Annotated in this window: 16 protein-coding genes; 7 read left to right on the plus strand and 9 right to left on the minus strand. The window is 60.4% G+C overall.

Features of this window, described 5'->3' with window-relative positions; genetic code table 11:
• Positions 1 to 276: 276 nt before the first annotated feature.
• The 4 genes from glnA to ntrC all read left to right on the plus strand — a co-directional run bounded on the left by glnA (position 277) and on the right by ntrC (position 4995).
• Positions 277 to 1683: a glutamate--ammonia ligase gene (gene glnA / locus ACWF8S_RS01130; protein ID WP_447554986.1), complete on the plus strand. Its 1407-nt coding sequence runs from the start codon at positions 277 to 279 to the stop codon at positions 1681 to 1683.
• Between the two features lie 66 nt (positions 1684 to 1749).
• Positions 1750 to 2307: a DUF4124 domain-containing protein gene (locus tag ACWF8S_RS01135; RefSeq protein WP_447554987.1), complete on the plus strand. Its 558-nt coding sequence runs from the start codon at positions 1750 to 1752 to the stop codon at positions 2305 to 2307.
• A gap of 202 nt (positions 2308 to 2509) precedes the next feature.
• Positions 2510 to 3568: a nitrogen regulation protein NR(II) gene (gene glnL / locus ACWF8S_RS01140; RefSeq protein WP_447554988.1), complete on the plus strand. Its 1059-nt coding sequence runs from the start codon at positions 2510 to 2512 to the stop codon at positions 3566 to 3568.
• Entirely contained in the window at positions 3565 to 4995 is a 1431-nt protein-coding gene (gene ntrC, locus ACWF8S_RS01145; RefSeq protein ID WP_447554989.1) for a nitrogen regulation protein NR(I), read from the plus strand. The genes glnL and ntrC overlap by 4 nt, the downstream gene beginning before the upstream one ends.
• On the opposite strand, the gene ACWF8S_RS01150 is transcribed toward ntrC, so the two are convergent.
• Together ACWF8S_RS01150 and ACWF8S_RS01155 are read right to left on the minus strand one after the other, a co-directional pair.
• On the minus strand, positions 4992 to 5507 hold the full coding sequence (locus tag ACWF8S_RS01150) for a YqiA/YcfP family alpha/beta fold hydrolase (protein ID WP_447556534.1): 516 nt from the start codon (positions 5505 to 5507) through the stop codon (positions 4992 to 4994). The two genes, ntrC and ACWF8S_RS01150, sit on opposite strands and share 4 nt — an antisense overlap.
• Before the next feature lie 2 nt (positions 5508 to 5509).
• Positions 5510 to 5641, minus strand: coding sequence for an entericidin A/B family lipoprotein (locus ACWF8S_RS01155; protein WP_447554990.1), 132 nt, complete (start codon positions 5639 to 5641; stop codon positions 5510 to 5512).
• Positions 5642 to 6428: 787 nt separating this feature from the next.
• On the opposite strand from ACWF8S_RS01155, the gene ACWF8S_RS01160 reads away from it, so the two are divergent.
• Positions 6429 to 6560 carry a hypothetical protein gene (locus tag ACWF8S_RS01160; protein WP_447554991.1) on the plus strand — a complete coding sequence of 44 codons (132 nt, stop codon included), beginning with the start codon at positions 6429 to 6431 and terminating at the stop codon, positions 6558 to 6560.
• A 116-nt stretch (positions 6561 to 6676) separates the two neighbouring features.
• Here the strand turns inward: ACWF8S_RS01160 and ACWF8S_RS01165 are convergent, their stop codons facing one another.
• The 3 genes from ACWF8S_RS01165 to ACWF8S_RS01175 form a co-directional block, all read right to left on the minus strand.
• The gene (locus tag ACWF8S_RS01165; RefSeq protein ID WP_447554992.1) at positions 6677 to 8128 is read right to left on the minus strand and encodes a sodium/glutamate symporter; all 1452 of its coding nucleotides are present in this window, start codon (positions 8126 to 8128) and stop codon (positions 6677 to 6679) included.
• A 157-nt stretch (positions 8129 to 8285) separates the two neighbouring features.
• Complete coding sequence (locus ACWF8S_RS01170) at positions 8286 to 8852, minus strand: phosphatase PAP2 family protein (RefSeq protein WP_447554993.1); 567 nt, start codon at positions 8850 to 8852, stop codon at positions 8286 to 8288.
• Positions 8815 to 9978, minus strand: coding sequence for a glycosyltransferase family 4 protein (locus ACWF8S_RS01175; RefSeq protein ID WP_447554994.1), 1164 nt, complete (start codon positions 9976 to 9978; stop codon positions 8815 to 8817). Before ACWF8S_RS01175 ends, ACWF8S_RS01170 begins: the two co-directional genes overlap by 38 nt.
• 354 nt (positions 9979 to 10332) lie before the next feature.
• Here ACWF8S_RS01175 and ACWF8S_RS01180 point away from each other — a divergent pair, with 354 nt between their 5' ends.
• On the plus strand, positions 10333 to 11337 hold the full coding sequence (locus ACWF8S_RS01180) for a porin (RefSeq protein WP_447554995.1): 1005 nt from the start codon (positions 10333 to 10335) through the stop codon (positions 11335 to 11337).
• A gap of 126 nt (positions 11338 to 11463) precedes the next feature.
• Here the strand turns inward: ACWF8S_RS01180 and ACWF8S_RS01185 are convergent, their stop codons facing one another.
• The 3 genes from ACWF8S_RS01185 to fdhF form a co-directional block, all read right to left on the minus strand.
• Positions 11464 to 12543, minus strand: coding sequence for an aldo/keto reductase (locus ACWF8S_RS01185; RefSeq protein ID WP_447554996.1), 1080 nt, complete (start codon positions 12541 to 12543; stop codon positions 11464 to 11466).
• Between the two features lie 123 nt (positions 12544 to 12666).
• Complete coding sequence (locus ACWF8S_RS01190) at positions 12667 to 13218, minus strand: DUF1641 domain-containing protein (protein WP_447554997.1); 552 nt, start codon at positions 13216 to 13218, stop codon at positions 12667 to 12669.
• Positions 13218 to 16184 carry a formate dehydrogenase subunit alpha gene (gene fdhF / locus ACWF8S_RS01195; RefSeq protein ID WP_447554998.1) on the minus strand — a complete coding sequence of 989 codons (2967 nt, stop codon included), beginning with the start codon at positions 16182 to 16184 and terminating at the stop codon, positions 13218 to 13220. The genes ACWF8S_RS01190 and fdhF overlap by 1 nt, the downstream gene beginning before the upstream one ends.
• Before the next feature lie 316 nt (positions 16185 to 16500).
• Here fdhF and ACWF8S_RS01200 point away from each other — a divergent pair, with 316 nt between their 5' ends.
• Positions 16501 to 18132, plus strand: a complete 1632-nt coding sequence (locus ACWF8S_RS01200; protein ID WP_447554999.1) for a bifunctional metallophosphatase/5'-nucleotidase — start codon at positions 16501 to 16503, stop codon at positions 18130 to 18132.
• A gap of 15 nt (positions 18133 to 18147) precedes the next feature.
• On the opposite strand, the gene ACWF8S_RS01205 is transcribed toward ACWF8S_RS01200, so the two are convergent.
• Entirely contained in the window at positions 18148 to 19200 is a 1053-nt protein-coding gene (locus ACWF8S_RS01205) for a sn-glycerol-3-phosphate import ATP-binding protein UgpC (RefSeq protein ID WP_447555000.1), read from the minus strand.

The raw sequence follows: 19200 nt of genomic DNA on the forward strand, positions 1-19200 counted from the left end.
CCTATGCCATATTGGTGCAAAGTTGGCACACTACATGCTTGTTAATTGGCAGCGGCTAGCGCCGTAGGCAAACGCCTTTCGGCGTGCTACAACGATAGCCGGTTCAAGTTAATCGTTGGTGATGGAGCGGATAGCTATCAGCCGCCCTGACGCGAATACATGACAAAGGCGTGCCATACGCTTGCTGCGTATCCACGGTTTTGCTCGACAACCTAGTCAATTGATTGCTTACAGTACACGCTTTAAGCCACGCTCATACCGGAGACGGAGAACAGTATGTCAGCCAAGACGCTCGCGCTAATCGAAGAACATGAAGTCAAGTGGGTAGATCTGCGTTTCACCGACACGCGCGGTAAAGAGCAGCACGTCACCGTACCGGCACGGGACGTGGACGAAGAGTTTTTTGAAAACGGTCAGATGTTTGATGGTTCTTCCATCGAAGGCTGGAAGGGCATCAACGAATCCGACATGATTCTGCGCCCCGAAGACGGCAGCGCCTTCCTCGACCCCTTCACCGAAGACGCCACCATCATCCTGCGTTGCGACATCATCGAGCCGGCCACCATGCAAGGCTACGATCGCGACCCGCGCTCCATCGCCAAGCGCGCTGAAGCCTACCTGGAGTCTACCGGCCTGGGCGACACCGCGTTCTTCGGCCCGGAGCCGGAGTTCTTCATCTTCGATCAGGTGCACTGGAAGACCGATATCCAGGGTTCCATGTTCAAGATCTCCTCGGAAGAGGGCGCCTGGGCGACGGACAGCGAAGTCGAAGGCGGCAACCTGGGCCACCGTCCGCGCGTGAAGGGCGGCTACTTCCCGGTTCCCCCGGTCGATAGCTTCCACGACATTCGTGGCGCGATGTGTAACACTCTGGAAGCGATCGGTCAGACCGTCGAGGTTCACCACCACGAAGTGGCGAACGCAGGCCAGAACGAAATCGGCGTGAAGTTCAACACCCTGGTGAAGAAGGCCGACGAAGTTCAGGAAATGAAGTACGTGATCCACAACGTGGCCCACGCCTACGGCAAGACCGCTACCTTCATGCCCAAGCCTCTGGTCGGCGACAACGGTTCCGGCATGCACGTGCACCAGTCGTTCTGGAAGGATGGCGAGAACCAGTTCGCCGGCGACGAGTACGCGGGTCTTTCCGAAATGGCGCTTTACTACATCGGCGGTGTGATCAAGCACGCCCGTGCCCTGAACGCTTTCACCAACGCGTCCACCAACTCCTACAAGCGTCTGGTGCCGGGTTTCGAAGCGCCGGTGATGCTGGCCTACAGCGCCCGTAACCGCTCGGCGTCGATCCGTATTCCCTACACCGCCAGCCCGAAAGGCAAGCGTGTCGAGACGCGTTTCCCCGACCCGACCGCCAACCCCTACCTGGCGTTCTCCGCCATGCTGATGGCAGGCATCGACGGCATCAAGAACAAGATCCATCCTGGCGACGCCATGGACAAGAACCTGTACGACCTGCCGCCGGAAGAAGGCAAGTCCGTACCTACCGTGGCCTCGAGCCTGGATCAGGCGCTGGAAGCCCTCGATGCGGACCGCGCGTTCCTGACCGAAGGTGGCGTGTTCACCGACGACATGATCGATGCCTACATCGAACTCAAGATGGAAGAAGTGACCCGTATGCGTATGGCGACACACCCGATCGAGTTCGACATGTACTACAGCTGCTAATATCACCCTTGAGGTGTGATTGGCTCAAAACCCCGCCTCGGCGGGGTTTTTTTATGGAGGAACGTCGTGAATACACGTGCAATCGAAGCATCGGTGCCTGTGCGGCCTGGCGTAGCCTTTCTGAGGCTGGCGCTGAGCGCCGCGCTTTGTCTGAGCCTAAGCCTGGGCCTGGAGCACGCCCAGGCCCAGACGGTCTACCGCGTGCTGGATGGCCAGGGTAACGTCACCTATACCGATAACCCCGAGCGCGGTGGCGAAGCCATCACCTTGATGCCGCTACCCAGCGTACAGAGCGCCCCGCCCTCGGCTACGCCTGCCAGAACCCGCCCCGGCCAGCCTTTCATGCCCTATGACCGTTTCGCGATCGAAAGCCCGTTGCCGGAAGCACTCATTGAAAAGGCGATGACGCCGGTCGAAGTGCGGGTTCAGCCGCCGCTTCGCGACGACCACCAGATCCAGTTGCTGGTGAACGGCGAAATCAGCCAGTCCGCGCTGCACAGTGAAGCCTTCTGGCTGACCGGCCTGCCCGAGGGGCGCCACCGACTGGAGGCCGAGCTTCTCGATAGCCAGGGCCGGGTGCAGCACCGCACGCAAGCGGTGAGTATCAACGTCATCAATCGCTAGGTTGCACCATATTGGTGCGTTGCGCAATCATTTGCCAAGCGGCGGTGCGCCATTACGTGACGTTGGGCGCTGCCTGGATGCGTTAAAGCCGTGCATTGCGTCGTTGTCGCTCAGTTGGCGCGCTTTTTGCAGTTCTCCTTCAAACGTCGAACCACGTTAAAGCAAGCTACGCGAATTTTCAGGTGACTCTTCAGGACACGCCATGTATCAGCGTCTACTCGAACATCTCACCACCGCAGTGCTGCTGCTGGATGGTGAACTGCGCGTCTGCTGGATGAACCCGGCCGCCGAGGCGCTACTGGCGGTGAGCATCAGCCGCGTCAAGGGCACGAGCCTGGATACGCTGCTGGGCTGCGGCGAGAGTATCGATACGGTGCTGGCCAAGGCGCGTGACGCCTTTCACCCCTATACCCAGCGCGAAGCCCGCATTACGCCGCTCACCGGCGAGCCACTCACGGTGGATTACACGGTCACGCCGCTCTCCGCCGATGAGCTGTTGCTGGAGGTGGAGCCCAGGGATCGCTTGATGCAGATCTCGCGAGAGGAGGCGCTGACCACGCGCCAGGAAACCATCAAGGTACTGGCCCGGGGCCTTGCTCACGAGGTCAAAAACCCGCTGGGCGGCATTCGCGGGGCCGCCCAGTTGCTGGAGCGTGACCTCAGTGAGCCTGCGCTTCGCGAATACACCCATATCATCGTGGAAGAGGTGGACCGCCTGAGAGACCTGGTGGACTCCATGCTCGGCCCTAACCGCATCATCAAGCACGCGCCGGTCAATATTCACAAGGTGCTGGAGCGTGCGCGCACCCTCCTGCTCGCCGAGCACCCCGATATCACCATCAGCCGTGATTATGACCCCAGCCTGCCGGATCTCTCCGGCGATGAATCCCAGATGATGCAGGCGGTACTGAACGTGGCAAGCAACGCCGTTCAGGCCATGACCGAGGCCGGCACTCCCGCGCCGGAGCTGATTCTACGCACTCGGGCGAAGCGCCAGTTCACCCTGGGCGCCGAGCGCCACCGGCTGGTGAGCGAAGTCGGTTTGATCGATAACGGCCCGGGTATTCCCGAGCCGCTGCGCGAAACCCTGTTCTACCCCATGGTTTCCGGGCGCGCTGAAGGCAGCGGCCTGGGGCTATCCATTGCTCAGTCGATTCTGCATCAACATCAGGGATTGATCGAATGCGACTCGCACCCCGGACGAACCGAATTTCGTCTACTGATTCCGTTGGTTATCAATGTTACCGGAGAAGCGCCATGACTGAGGCGGCAACAACCGAAGTTTCACGGGTGGTCATCGTCGACGATGATCGCGCCATCCGTTGGGTGCTGGAGCGCGCCCTGGCGCAGCCGGATCTGGACGTGGAGTGTATCGAACGGGCCGATACCGCCCTTGAGCGGCTTTTGAGCGATCCGCCGGATGTACTGGTGACCGATATCCGTATGCCCGGTATCGACGGGCTGGATCTGATGTCGCGGGTACGTGAGGCCCATCCGGACCTGCCGGTCATCGTCATGACCGCCCACTCGGATCTGGACAGCGCCGTGGCCTCCTATCAGGGGGGAGCGTTTGAATATCTGCCCAAGCCGTTTGACGTGGATGAAGCGCTGGCGCTGGTGCGCCGGGCGGTGGCCCATGCCCGGGAACGTCGGCGCCCGGTCAGCGTACCGGAAGGCCTCAACGCCGAAATCATCGGTGAAGCCCCGGCCATGCAGGAAGTGTTTCGCGCCATCGGGCGGCTGTCGCATTCACACATTACGGTGCTCATCAACGGCGAATCCGGTACCGGCAAGGAGCGCGTGGCCCAGGCGCTTCACCAGCACAGCCCGCGCTCGGGCAAGCCGTTCATCGCCTTGAACATGGCGGCCATTCCTCGGGATCTGATCGAGTCTGAGCTGTTTGGTCACGAGAAGGGCGCGTTCACCGGTGCCGGCGCCCAGCGCCAGGGCCGTTTCGAGCAGGCCAACGGCGGCACGCTGTTTCTGGATGAAATCGGCGATATGCCGGCGGAAACCCAGACTCGTCTGCTGCGGGTACTGGCCGATGGTGAGTTCTACCGCGTCGGCGGCCATACCTCGGTGAAGGTGGACGTGCGCATCATTGCCGCGACTCACCAGAACCTGGAGTCACTTGTAACGGAGGGGCGCTTTCGTGAGGACCTGTTTCACCGTCTGAACGTGATTCGCGTGCATCTGCCGCGGCTTTCCGAACGCCGAGAAGACATCCCGCGGCTCACGCGCCACTTCCTGGCCGAGGCTGCCAAGGAGCTTTCCACCGACATCAAGGTGCTTACCCCGGGTGCCGAAGCGCACCTGACGCGCCTGCCGTGGCCCGGCAACGTGCGTCAGCTGGAAAATATCTGTCGGTGGCTGACGGTCATGGCCTCGGGCCGCGAGATTCTGATCGAGGACCTGCCACCGGAGCTGCGCACCATCAATGCTTCACCCGGGGGGGCTCAAAGCGATTGGCGCAGCGCGTTTCGCGGTTGGGCGGACCACGCCCTGGCCGAGGGCCATACCCATTTGCTGGAAGAGGCGGTGCCGGATTTCGAGCGTATTCTGATCGAAACGGCGCTCAAGCATACCGGTGGGCGCAAGGGCGAGGCCGCCGAGCTTCTGGGCTGGGGCCGCAATACGCTCACTCGCAAGCTGAAGACGCTGCTGCCGGCGCTGGCAGACGACGCTTAGACGTCTTGGCAGAGGCGCAGAAACTGTTCGAAGTCGCGAAGGATCAGGCCAAGACTTGCGTGCAGACGGTGGTCGTCGTCCACCATGCGCAGCGAAAGCCGCTGGCGGCGGGCGTGCTCGATCACCGGAGCAGAAGGTACGACATCATCCCGCCAGCCATGAACGATATGGGTGTGCCTGGCCTGCAGGGTCACGGTGGTCGCCGGGTAATCCACCATGCCCAGCGCCGGGGCCAGCAGAAAGCAGCCCAGCACCGGGTAGCGCTGGCTTACCGCCGCACTTAGAAAGCCTCCCAGGCTCGACCCCGCCATCACGCAGGTGGCGGGGTCATCGCCGCGGGCGTGCAGCGTGGCGAACAGGTGCTCCAGGCGCGCCTCGAAGCTTGGCTGGTCGCGGTAATCCAGCACGACCGCCTCGCAGTCTTCCTGGCTTTCCACCACGCCCTTCAGGGCCTGCACCTTGAGCGCCTCTGGGCCGCTTTCCAATCCGTGGGATAGATAAACGCTGATCAACATTATTCTGCCGCTTGCTGGAGGGCCGAGCCCCCACGTTCAATATCCTCACCGGCGCCATGAATCGTATTGCAGCCACTTGCCACAAAAAGAGTCGCCAGCAGCAGTAAACCCAGAGCAAGAGTACGCGTCATTGGTGGATACCTGTTCTAAAGAGAAAACGGGGCCTGATAAGGAGGTAGCCGTTTGAGTACAAGCGCTACCGCCAGGATTGCTGACCACAGAAGTACTCACAGAAGTGCTTGCGAAAGTACTTACAAAAGTACTTACAAAAGTACTTTAGCCAGCAATGCGCGCTTTGGTAAGAGAATTCTTACGCCTTTTCAGAATCGTTCGTTCAGGCGCCCTCGACAGGGCCAAGTTGGCTCATTCAGCTGATTTAATGTCGCATGTGTCATTTATATACAGCTAAAAGCAGCTTGATAAGGTGAAAATGGCTCGGGATTCGGATCTATTTATAATTATAAGATATTGATATTTATTGTTTATTTGTAAAATAAAGAGTTTTGGCCTGGCATATGCAAATACCAGTGTGAGAGCCACCGCAGCATAGGTGACCCCTTCAAACGGTTTGAGCAGGCTATAGATTAAACAGGATGGCAGGATGCCAAAGGGAAAAGGACTTTAACGGACACTAGCCTGCTCACTCTTATCGGCGCAAGGTAGCGCCGACATCATGGCCAAGGAGCGGCGGCGATGCAAATCGGCCATTTCGTTAAATCGAGATGGCTTTTTTGCGTCTTCAGAAAACAGTTAATCGACTGATATCTATACATATTTGTTTCTTTGAAGGCAGTGGGCGAACGTCTGTATAAAATTTTATACAGATGGCGCCTTCTTTTTGGTCTATCCTCAGGGATAAACCAAATTCAGCGGCTACAAGACGTCAACGCGATAGCTGCCTACTCAGGGACAAACGTCATGGCAATGGTCTTAATGTTCGTCATGTTTATCTTGTTTTTAGGTTTTTCTGCGGTGGGCGTCTACATGATGTTCAAGACCTCGTTCATGGGGCCAGAAGACCTTGACGATATCCCACCCGACCTCAAGTAAGCCGTTTTATCATGCGTCGTATCAACGACGAATACAATTTTACCTTTTTACCTGTTGATCAACGTTTTCCTAACGCCCGCTCATGCGGGCGTTAGTCGTTCAGGGGGGCCGCCAGCTCAACTGGATTCACCCCGCCAGCGCCCCTTGCCCCGCTCGGGCACCATGCGGCCGAAATATAAAAGCCCGAAGGCGAGCCAGCCTACGGTAAGCAGTCCCGTGAATATCAAGATCATCAACGGGCCGAACTCGGCAATCAAGGGCAGGGCCGCAGCGGTAAAGAGCCCACCGCCCACTATGGGCTCGAACATCAGCTGCTTGTAGCCAAAGCTTTCAAGCGCCCCGGACTCGTTTTTGGGGTCGGCCATGCGCATCAGCAAGAGCCCCGTGACCGTTACCCCCATGGACTGGCCAAAATCGCCGATACCGCGTTCGAACCAGTTGTGGGGAATGATCCGGGGGGCGATGACGATGAGTACGAAAAGCCCCCAGGCAATACCGGCAAGCGCCAGCAGCAAGAAGGGGACGAAGTATTCACTCAAGGTCGTGAGCGACAGAGTGGCAAGTGCTGCCACGATGGTGAAATCCAGCGCGGTGCCGGCAATACGTGACATGGTGCGGGTCGAAACGTGTCGTTCCAGACCAAAGCGCATGATGAAAAGCTGCACGATCACCCCGCCGATCATCGCAATGGGAAAAAGCGGTACGTGGGCGAGTATTTCCAGCCCGCCATCGCTTGCCCAGGTGACCTGCTCGATCCACTGAAGTCCGGAAAGCAGAAGCCAGCCGATGACAATGGCGATACCTACCAGGCCGATATGCAGGCTCAGCGGGTCGGTAGTGCCGGCTTCATGGATCAGATCCTTCTTGAACTCGCTGAACTCTTCCGTGGAGGGGCGTTCATCGTCGCGCATGGTTTCATCCGATGACCCCTCTTCCTGACTTGGCGTGACCACCCCGCGCCGGGCGGCGATGTTGATCATCACCGTGCCGATCAGTACACCCGAGACAATACCCACCGTGGCAAGTCCCAGCGCCAGGTCGGCACCTTCGGCAAAGCCCAGATCGGCAAAGGTATCCGCCATGCCGGCCGCAGTGCCGTGGCCGCCCTCGAAACCTATCTCGATCAGCGCGCCGGCCATGGGATTCATGCCAAACACCGGGGCCAGTACCAGAAGCGCGAGTGTCAGCCCTACTACATACTGCCCCCAGGCCATGGTTTGCCCCACCACCACCTGCGGGCCTGCGCGCATCCAGATCGTGCGTAGGCCGGGAATGGTCTTGCCGATGAACAGCGCCGCGAACACCACGTTGATCAAAAGTCCCGGCAGCGACGACCAGCTCTCCTGCACATAACCGGGGAAAAGCCCCGGGCTCTCTTCGAAAAGCGTCGGCATGAACCGGCCGATGACATCCGGGCCTAGTAACAAGAGGAGAAGTCCCGCGATCACCGAGCTGGGTAGAAACAGTCGGCGAAGCCAGGGCAGCATTAAACGTATGGCGTTGCTGACGAGAAGCGCCAGGCCGATCAGCACCAGCGCGATGAAGAGCTCGCCCACGGTCATGGTCATGTCATCACTCCCTGATGAACAGAGGCCGCTGGAAAGCGGCGGGAAAGGAACGTAGAACCTACACGAAAGTTACCGACAAGTAAGTGCGTAAGTCACTAGAGCGTGTAAACAAAACGTTAAGGAGTGATTTAAACGTAGCGGTTCTTGTCCTAAAGCGCTAACGCGCCAGCGCTTCCAGTACTACCGGCGTAGCATAAAGGCTCAGCAGGGCAAAGCCATAGCCGATGACGGCGCCGGCCAGCACATCGCTGACGTAATGAAGGCCCAACCCCAGCCGGGAAATCGCAATCAAGGTGCTAAGCGGCAAGATGATGACTAGAAGCCATGGGTTATGGGCGGCCACCAGTACGCTGAACATGACGGCATGCATGGTGTGCCCGCTTGGAAAGCTGTAGCGGTCCCGGGCCGGCTCACCGCAGTGAACGCCGTTGAGATAGGTAATGAAAGGCCGCTCGCGACACAGGCGGGTCTTGATCAGTCGATACACCGCAAGCGCCATGAGGGCGATGGCGCTGTACTGCATGACACGACGATTACCGTGCTCTGCACTCAGCCAGGGCTGAGCGGTAATCAGCAGTACCCAGACCGGCCAGTCACCCAGGCGGCTGGCTGTCTGCAGGGTGATGCGCCAGGCAGGAAATAGCGACAGACGCGTAATGCGCTGACAAAAACGCCACTCCCACGTGTCAAGACGATCGAATACGACAAGCGGGCGAGAGCGCATGATGGGACTCCTGGGCTTTTTGTAGGTAACACTTGAACTGCTCGGCAATGCCGGTCCAGCTGCGCTCCAGAACGCTAAGCCGGGCCATTCGACCCAGACGAGCGTAGTCGGCGGGGTGCTGGCATAGCTCGGCAGCGGCCTGATGAAAACCGGTGGGGTCATCCGGGGCAATGTTGATGCCGTTATCGCCGTCGACAATCAGCTCGGCACTGGCTGCGTGGCGAAACGCCACTACCGCCAGCCCGCTTGCCATGGCTTCGGTAATGACATTGCCCCAGGTTTCCGAGAGCGAGGGAAACACGAAAATATCGGCGCTGGCGTAATGGCGCGCCAGACTCGGCTGATCCAGAAAGCCGGTGAAGTGTGCCTGAGGCAGAGCCTTTTGCAGCTGCTCCCGGGCGGGTCCATCGCCCACGATCACCTGGGCCATGTCCGGGCGTACTTCGCGCATGGCCTGAAAGGCCTCGACCAGAAGCGCGAGGTTCTTTTCCGCTGCCAGACGCCCGGCATACAGAGCGACGGGCTGGTGCTCGTTCACGCCCCATTGGGCGCGCAGGGCATTGTCGCGAAGCGCTGGCGAGAAGTGCTCACCGTCGATGCCCCGGGAAAGGACGCTGACATCGCGTATGCCCTGGGCTCGCAGCGCATTGGCCTGGGCACGGGTCGGTACCAGTGTGAGAGCACAGCCGTTATGGAAATGACGCAGGTAGCGCTGGGTAGCACTGCTTAACCAGGCGACGCCGTAGTCGTGGCAATAGTGATCGAAATTGGTATGCCAGCCGGCCACGCAGGCGATATTCAACTGACGTGCCGCTCGACGGGCGGCTAGACCAAGTGGCCCCTGGGTGGCCAGGTATACCGCGTCCGGTGGGTAGCGATGCCAGAACCGGCGCAGCGCCCCCGGGCTCGTCAGTCCGACCTGTACCTCGGCGTAGCCGGGAAGGGGCAGGCGCTGAACCTGCAACTCATTGCCAAGTGATGTTACCCGCCCGCCCGCGCGAGGGGTGGGGCGCACGATATCGATATGCACGCCCTGGTGTTTGAGCTCGCAGGCAAGGCGATTGAGCGTATGGGCCACGCCGTTGATATCCGGCGACCAGGTTTCGCTCACTATACAAAGCCGCATATGCCTCGCTCCTTGCGCAACGTTTCCTCAACAATGAGCACAAGCCATGACAGTGCCGGGTCAGGCGCATGAAGAACTAATGACAGGACGTATTAAAAGTATGAGTCGGGCAGTGCCTGCTTCTTTTAAATAACAGCTAAATATTTAATTATGATGAAAAAAATATTATATGAGGAAATATCGATTTATATCGCCTCTGCCATATGATTTTAAGATTACTGACATAAAACTCGCTTACTGTTCTCAGCGCTGAAGGATTAGCGGTTGACGAGATGGCCGGCATGTACCCAGGCCATACGCTTACTTTCTAAGATCAGGCAGCAACGACTGCCGTTCATTGCAATGGGAACCTTCATGTTCAAGAAATCGGTACTGGCGCTGGCCTTAAGCGGATTGTTCGCGGCGTCTGGCGCTCAGGCGGCCACCGTCTATGACGAAGACGGCAACAAGGTCGATCTCTACGGGCGAATCGCCATGGGGATCGAAGGCGGCGGCGTGAAGGACGGCGTGGATAACGGCGTCGAATTTCGCGATTACAGCTCGCGTCTGGGCTTCAAGCTGAAGCAGCAGATTACCTCCGACCTGGCCGCTTTTGGTCGACTGGAGTGGCGCTTCAATGGTGACGAGCGCAGCCGGCCTGGTTTCAAGGAGGTACGCAAGAGCTATATCGGCCTTGAAAGCGACACCTTCGGTACCTTCACCGCGGGTAACTTCGACAGCTTCTACGACGATTTCGTCATGGGCGTGTTCGACGTTTATGTGGCGGAAGGCTACGAGTTCGCCGGCGGCGGGTTGCAGGCGCGTGGCGACTCCATCGGCTATCAAACACCAGACTTCAACGGCTTCCAGGCGGTAGTCGCGGTCAAGCACTTCTCCGAACGTGGCCTGACCGAAGACGAGCAGTCCGAGCGCGGCAGCGGCGTTTCCTCGCAAGGCGGTATCGGTTATCAGGCCGGCCCGGTAGGGCTTGCAATTGGCTTCGTCGACGACGATGTTCGCGGCGGCGGGAACAACAAGACCCGCGTCGGCGGCACGGCCGCTTTTGACGCCAACGATGACTTCCAGGTACGCGTGGGCTTTGAAACGCGCGGCGACAGCGACGTTTACGGCGGCGGATTCGACCGCTACGGCATCGGCGCCACCTACGCCTACAACACGACCGCCTTCTACGCCGATTACTACCATATCGATTCGGACGACCGCGACGGTACGCGTAATGTCTGGGCGCTGGGCACGCTGCACAATCTTACCGCCAATTTCGACGTCTTTGCCGAACTGTACGACGGCGATCGCGACTCGCTGAGCAACGTCGACGACGAAGATCTCTACTACGCCCTGGGCGCGCGGTACTACTTCTAAGCAAGTGACTTGTACTTTTAAACAAGTGCCTTGACTGGCATTACGTCGATATCGATCCTTGGTCGGTACGGGAAACCCCGTACCGACTTTTTGCATGGAGTCGACTCATCAAGGCGATCCGACGTTCTAACGCTCGTCGCTGCGGTTGTCGATGGTCTTGCGATAGTTGTCGATGAACGGCTGCTCGGCCTTGTCGATACGATCCATGCCGGCCACCACACGGTGCCAGTAGGGGTATTGCGGCGCCGGGCGGGTGGCAGCTTCGATACGTTCGATCTCGTCGGCACTCAGTTCAAGCTCGGCCGCTGCCAGGTCATCCTTCAAGTGCTCTTCATTGCGTGCGCCGACGATCAGTGACGTGACGCCCGGGCGGTCCTTCAACCAGGCCAGGCACGTGCGCGGGATGGAAGTATCGTGCGTCTCGGCAATCTCGGCCAGAAGCTCGATGATATCGTAAGCGCGTTCCATGTCGTGCACGTAGGGCTCGGGCCAGCCGTTGCCCTGGCGGGTGCCTTCCGGCGCTTTCTGGCCGCGGCGCACCTTGCCGTTGAAGAGCCCTTCGCCCAGTGGCCCCCACACCAGCGTGCCGATGTTCTGATCGATGGCCAGCGGCATCAGCTCGTACTCGGCCTCGCGGGATTCCGGCGTGTAGTAGATCTGCTGGCTGATGGGGCCTGACAGGTTGTGAAGCTCCGCCTTGCCGATGGTCTTCATCATCTGCCAGCCGGTGAAGTTGGAGGTGCCGTAGTAACGGATCTTGCCACTTTGCACCAGGTGATCGAGGGCGTAGAGCATCTCCTCGGCAGGGGTCACGCCGTCCCAGTTGTGCATCTGGTACAGGTCGATGTGATCGGTGCCCAGGCGCTTCAGGCTCGCTTCACAAGCATTGATCAGGTGATAGCGCGAAAAGCCGCTGTGATTGGGGTTGTCCCCCAACGGGCTTCTTGCCTTGGAGGCGAGTATGATGTCGTTACGCTTCTCACCCAGCGCCTTGCCGACGATCTCTTCGGACTCGCCCATGGAGTAGAGATCGGCGGTGTCGATCAGGTTCACCCCGGCGTCCAGGGCCATGTCGATCTGGCGCTTGGCGCCGGCCACATCGACACTTGCGGCTTTTTCGAAGCCGGCGCTGCCGCCAAACGGCACGGTGCCCAGCACGATTTCAGAGACCAGCAGGCCGGAGTTTCCTAACGGGCGATATTTCATCTCGATAGCATCCTTGTTAAACGAAAGGGGTATTGCTTTTGCGCTAATCAAAAGGCAGCCCCTAAGCCTAGGTCATGCATTTTGATTGTCAAAGCGCCCCCTGCGGCGCATTGACGCCCGCGCTCAAGGCCCTTCGGTCGGCTTGCCGGTGAAGTCGGTCACCGGCTTATCGACCGGGCGATCCAGACGCGCGGAAAACGCGCGCAGCCCGGCCATCAGCGGAGAAAGGGTGTACCAGAGATCGTCGTCGTTGAGCATCTTGTAAAGACCGGTGATGCCCGGCGCGCCGTCTTTCTCCTGGCGGTGTTTGGGTGAGCGGTTGTCCTGCTCTTTTGCGGTCTGGGGGGCGGGGTCCCCCGCGCTCTCCGGGTGGCGCTCCCGGCTCATCTGCTCCATGCCCTCCTTGAGCGCGAACATCACCTGATGGAAGCGCTCCGGCGGCACGGTGGAGAACGCCATGGCGATCGACGAGAGGTTTTGCAGCGCGTTGAGCGTGCCGGGGTTGTTCAAGCCCCCCAATAAAATCTTCAACAGCTCGTGGTTGGAGGCGACCACGTCGTTGGCAAAGCGCAGCACGCCGTGCTCGTGCAGGGTCTGCACCAGCTGGTCGAGCTCCTGCTGGGCGTTGGGGCCGTTGGGCGGCGGCGTCACGTCGTAATCGAGTGGTTCGGCCATTACATCTTCCTCGGGTCGGTTTGCCGGGCGGGCGGCAGGGTGTAATCACTATTGGCCCACTTGACTTCTACCGCCACGCCCTCGTTGGGCGTGCGCTGGCCAAAACGGTAGTTATGGGCGGGCAGCGGCGTTGTCGCGGGCCTGTCCAGCACCTCGAGTTTGACGGCGACTTCCTTGTAGGCCGGAGTGTGCACCACCGGGTCCACGTGCTCGCCGGTGAGCGCGTTCACCCCCAGTTCGCCGAAGTGAATCGGCGTGAACAGCGCCTTGCCCGCGACCCGGTCGGTCACCAGCGCCGGAAGCTCCAGGCTGTCGCGCCGGGACGTAATGCGCACCCAGGTGCCGTTTTCGATGCCGCGCTCCCGGGCAAGCTCGGGGCTGACTTCGACAAAGCCCCGGCCGACCTGCTCGACGATACCCGGTGAGCGCCCGGTCTGGTTCGCGCCCTGAAACTGCTCCAGCAAGCGGCCGTTGTTGAGCATCAGATCGAACGCGTCATCCGGGGCCTCGGCGGGTTCCTGCCACTCGAGCACGTAGAGCGAGGCCTTGCCGTCTTCGGTGGGGAAACCGTCGGTGTAGAGCAGCGGCGTATCGGTGCCGTCTTCGGCCACCGGCCACTGCAGTGACTGCCAGCCTTCCAGGCGCGCGTAGCTCACCCCGGCGAACAGCGGGGCGATCGATGCGCACTCGGCCATGATTTCACCTGGGTGGGTATAGCCCCAGTCGTGGCCCATGCGCGCGGCAAGCTCGGTGAGAATCTTCCAGTCCGGGCGACTGTCGCCAAGCGGCGGGAGTACCTCATGAAAGCGCTGAATGCGGCGCTCGGTGTTCACGAAGGTGCCCTCTTTTTCCACGCTGGGGCAGGCGGGGAGCACTACGTCGGCAAATCGGGCGGTGCGGCTGAAGAACATGTCCTGCACCACCATGAACTCGAGCTTCTCGAAGGCCTCGACCACGTTGTGCGTATTGGAGTCGGAAAACACCGTCTCTTCACCGATGACGAACATCGCCTTGAGCTCGTCTTCCGCGGCGGCCTCTACCATCAGGAAGTTGCCCAGCCCCTCTTCCAGCGAAAGCGCCTTCGGTGCCACGCCCCAACCCTTGGCCCAGCGTGCGCGGGCTTTTTCATCGGTCACGCTTTCATAACCCGGGTACATCTCGCGCAAACAGCCGAAGTCGCTGGCGCCCTGCACGTTGTTGTGCCCGCGCATCGGGTAGCCGCCGGTGCCGGGCTTGCCGTAGTTGCCGGTGACCAATAACAGGTTGGAGAGCGCGGTGCTGGTATCGGCGCCGTGGCTGTGCTGGGTGATGCCCATGGCCCATAAAAGGCTCACGCTCTTGGCGCGGCCGATCAGCTCGGCGGCTTCGATCAGCTGCGCTTTGGGAATCCCGGTTTTTTCCTCGGCGAATTCCAGCGTAAAGGGCTCGAGTGAGGCGCGGTACTCGTCGACCTTGTTGACGTGGCTGGCCAGAAACGCCTCATCAGCCAGGCCGTTATCGAACATGTAGCGCGACAGCGCCGAGGCCCAGATCAGATCCGTGCTCAGGGTGGGGCGCAGATAAAGATTCGCTCGTTCGGCCATTTCGTGTTTACGCGGATCGAACACCACCAGCTTCTGACCACGAAGTTTCTGAGCGGCCTTGATGCGCGAGGCAATGACCGGATGGTTCTCGGCGGTATTGCTGCCCACCAGCACCACTACCTCGGCCTGCTCGATATCCTTGATGGAGCCGGCGTCACCGCCGTAACCGACGGTGCGAAACAACCCTTTGGTGGCCGGGTTCTGACAGTAGCGCGAGGAGTTGTCCACGCTGTTGGTACCAATGATCAGCCGGGCGATCTTCTGGGTCAGGTAGGCCTCTTCGTTACTCGCCTTGCTCGAGCCGATAAACCCCAGGCTCTGCGGGCCGTGGGTGTCGCGTACCTCCAGAAGCCGCCGGGCAACAAGGCTCAGTGCCTCGTCCCAGCTGGCCTCGCGAAAGCGGCCGTTTTCGCGAATCAGCGGGGTGGTCAAACGCTTGTCACTGTTGACGAAATCCCAGGCGAACTTGCCCTTCAAGCAGGTGGAAATGCCGTTGGCCGGCGCCTCTTGATGGGGCTGCACCTTGAGAATGTCGCGATCCCGGGTCCACATCTCGAAGGAGCAACCCACGCCGCAGTAGGTACATACCGTCTTGGTACGCTTGATGCTCGGCTCGCGCCAGGCGGCGTCGAGTTCGGAAATCGCGGTGATGGGGCGGGCAGAGGTGGTCTTCTCGATCTCTTTCACCGCGTCGATCATCGGGCGCTTGAGTGACCAGGGGAGTGCGGTCAGCGGCCCGGTCTTGCCATACATGGTGTTTTCCTGCAGCGCATTGCAGGGGCAGACCGTCACGCAGTGGCCGCAGTGGACGCAGCTCGAGTCGTTGATCGCCTTGCCGCCGTCCCACAGCACCCGCGGGTGTTCGCTCGTGTAGTCGATGCTGAGCGTTTCGTTGACCTCGACGTTCTGGCACGCCTCGACACACTGGCCGCACAGAATGCACTGGTCCGGGTCATAGGTATAAAAGGGGCTGGAGGTATCCTTGGAGTGCGGCTTGGGCTTGAACTCGTAGCGCTGGATGGGCATGTCCATCTCGACCACCGCGTTGTGCACGCGACAGTCGCCGTTATTGTTCTCGCACACGCTACAGTAAAGTTCATGCTTGGCCAGCAGCCGGTCGAGGCCCTCTTCACGGGCGGCGGTGGCCTCGGGCCGGTCGCTCGATACCGTCAAGCCTTCGGTGCTCTTGAGTGTACAGCCGCGTTTCAATTCGCCGTCCACCTCCACCCAGCAGGTATCGCAGGTTTGCAGCGGCCCAAGGGCTTCGTGATAACAGACGCTGGGTAACGAGATGTCATGCTTGCTCAAGAACGTGACAAGCGGCTCATCTGCCTGGCCCGTCAGTGGCTGGTCGTTGAAGATGATCGTACACGGTCGTGTCATGCGGGTATTCCTCCATGGAACCCTTATTTTTATCCTGCTGATAAACCCATCGATCACGCGCGATGTGTTAAACCAGAGTAGTGGGAGGGACTTGCCCTGTCCATGGAGGTGCCGACAACCTGGGTTAAACCCGCCCTTGGCCGGCGTGGGAGAATTTGGCCAGGCAGGCGGCTGCAATTCCCCAGCAAAGCAGGCTTGAAAAGCATCAACCTGCTTAATAAACGTCACGAATGCTGTTAATACTGTTCACGTCGGCTTTATAGGCGTTGATTTATCCAGAAAAGCCAATGAACACGTAACGTTAGAAGGAGTTAGCATGTCCGTTTATCGCAGTGGTCTACCGGTTGGCGTGGCGCTTTGGGTGCTTTCGCCCGCTGTTTTCGCCGCCCCCTATACGCTCACCCTCTTTCACACCAACGACCTGCATGGGCGCACCGACAGCTATCCGCAGCTTGTCACCGCACTGAACGAGGCGCGGGAGCGTTTCGGCGAGGGCCTGCTGCTCGATGCCGGCGATATCTTCTCCGGCACGCTCTACTTCAACGAGTTTCGCGGTCAGGACGCCGTCGCGTTCATGAACCAAATGGGCTATGACGCCTTCGTGCCCGGCAACCACGAGTTCGATTTGAACGACCCGGACACGGGCCACCAGGCGCTGGCGGATCTTTTCACCGCTGCCGAGTTTCCCATTGTGGGCGCGAACCTGGATTTCTCCGCCGCGCCGGAGTTTGCCGAGTTGCTGGGGGATTCGATCAGCGCCGAGCCCACACCTGGGCATCTGTACGATGGCGTCATTGTCGAGCACGGCGGCGAGCAAATCGGTATTTTCGGGCTCAGCACGCAATCGAGCGAAGACGTCTCGAGCCCGGGCAACGTGACCATCGGGGATTACCGCGAAGCGGCCGAGGCGATGGTGGCGGCGTTTGAAGCCGAGGGCATCGACAAGATCGTCGCGCTCACGCACCTGGGCTATGACAGCGACCCGAGCGTGGGCAACGACGTGCTGCTCGCCCAGCATGTGGAAGGGATCGACGTGATCATCGGCGGGCACAGCCACACGCGCCTGGACGCCCCCGTGGTGATCAGCGAAAACGACCGGGGCGAGCCTAAAACGCCCACCGTGATCGGCCAGGCGAACGAGTACGGCAAGTACCTGGGCGTGATGCAGGTCACCTTCGACGATGACGGTGTGGTGACGGACGCCACCGGCGAGCTGCTCGCCACCGAAGACTTCGAGCCGGATCTCGAGGCGGCTGCGATGCTCGAACCCTACACCGCGCGTATCGAAGAAGTGCGCGATACCCAGGTAGGCGCCCACCTTGATACAGCGCTTCCCAACCCACGCCACGGCAATGGCGACGAGGCGAGCGTGCGCGCCGATGAAACGGCGCTTGGGAACCTGATTGCCGATGGCCAACTGGCCGCAGCCCGCCGGGTGAACCCGGACACCGTACTGGCGCTACAAAACGGCGGCGGCGTTCGCGAGCCGATAGCGGCGGGGGATGTGTCTGTTGGCGAGCTGATCGCGGTGCAGCCCTTCGGTAACCGGCTGACGCTGATGGATGTCACCGGCGCCGAGCTTCTCCAGACCTTCGAGATCGCTCTCGCCAACGCCCCGGAAGAGAGCGGCGCCTTTCTGCAGGTTTCCCGCGGGGTCGAGGTCGTGTATGACAGCCGCGAACCGGCCGGCGAGCGGGTGGTGAGCCTGAAAGTGACTCAGGACGGCGAGCTTATGGATATCGACCCGGCGCGTACCTACGTGATCGCTACCAACAACTTCACCGCCGCCGGGGGCGACAGCCATACCGCGCTCGAAGCGGCACATGATGATGACCGCAGCCATATCGTAGGCAACACCGACTGGGAAATGCTGCGCGACTACATGGTGGCCGAAGGCGAGGTCGCGCCCCAGGTAGAAGGACGCATCGTGGATGTCGCTCGCCTATGACCCGCCAGTAGGGCGTTAACCGGTACGCTTGCCGGTTGCGCTCTCGAAGGGGTGAAGCGCTTCGCGAGCGACATAAAAGCGCAGCGTTTCACCCTCTTTCACCGGCGGCTGGCCGCTGGTGCGAATCACCGTGGGCTGGTCGCTATCCAGCAAACGCACGTAGAGGTGGCTCTCCGCCCCCGCGGCCTCATAAAGCTCCAGGGTGGAATCGATCACCAGGTGTGGGGCATCGGGTGGGGTCAGGCGCATGTCGTCCGGGCGAATGCCGACCACGTCGGTGTCCGCCGGCAGGTCCGCCAGCAGCTCGCGGGCGCCGCGGGTTTGCAGGTACTCGATAGGCACCATGTTCATCGCCGGCGAGCCGATGAACCCGGCCACGAACATCGACGCCGGGCGGGCGTAGATCTCCATGGGCGTACCCACCTGCTCGATTTGTCCGGCGTTCAAGACCACCAGCCGGTCGCCCAGGGTCATCGCCTCCAGCTGGTCGTGGGTCACATAAAGGCTGGTGGTTTTTAGCCGGCGCTGGAGCTGTTTGATTTCTACCCGCATCTGCACGCGCAGCTTGGCGTCCAGGTTAGACAGCGGCTCGTCGAACAAGAACGCGGCGGGCTCGCGCACCAGCGCCCGGCCCATGGCCACCCGCTGGCGCTGGCCGCCGGAAAGATTGCGCGGCTTGCGCGGAAGGTACTCTTCGATCTCGAGCATTTTGGCCGCCTTGCGCACCCGCTCTTCGATGGCGTGCTTTTTGAAGCCGCGGTTCTTGAGCCCGTAGGCGAGGTTGTTATATACGGTCATGTGCGGGTAGAGCGCGTAGTTCTGAAACACCATGGCGATATCGCGCTGGGCGGGCTCTAACGTATTGACCACCCGATCGCCGATTTTCAGCGTGCCCTCGGAAATCGTCTCGAGCCCGGCGACCATGCGTAAAAGCGTCGATTTCCCGCAGCCCGACGGCCCCACCAGCACCACGAATTCGCCGTCCTCGATGGCCAGGTCCACACCTTTGACGGCCTGCACGTTGCCGGCGTAGGTTTTCTTGAGTCCTTCCAGGGTAATACTGGCCAT

It is taken from the genome of Vreelandella xerophytica, from assembly GCF_968048975.1.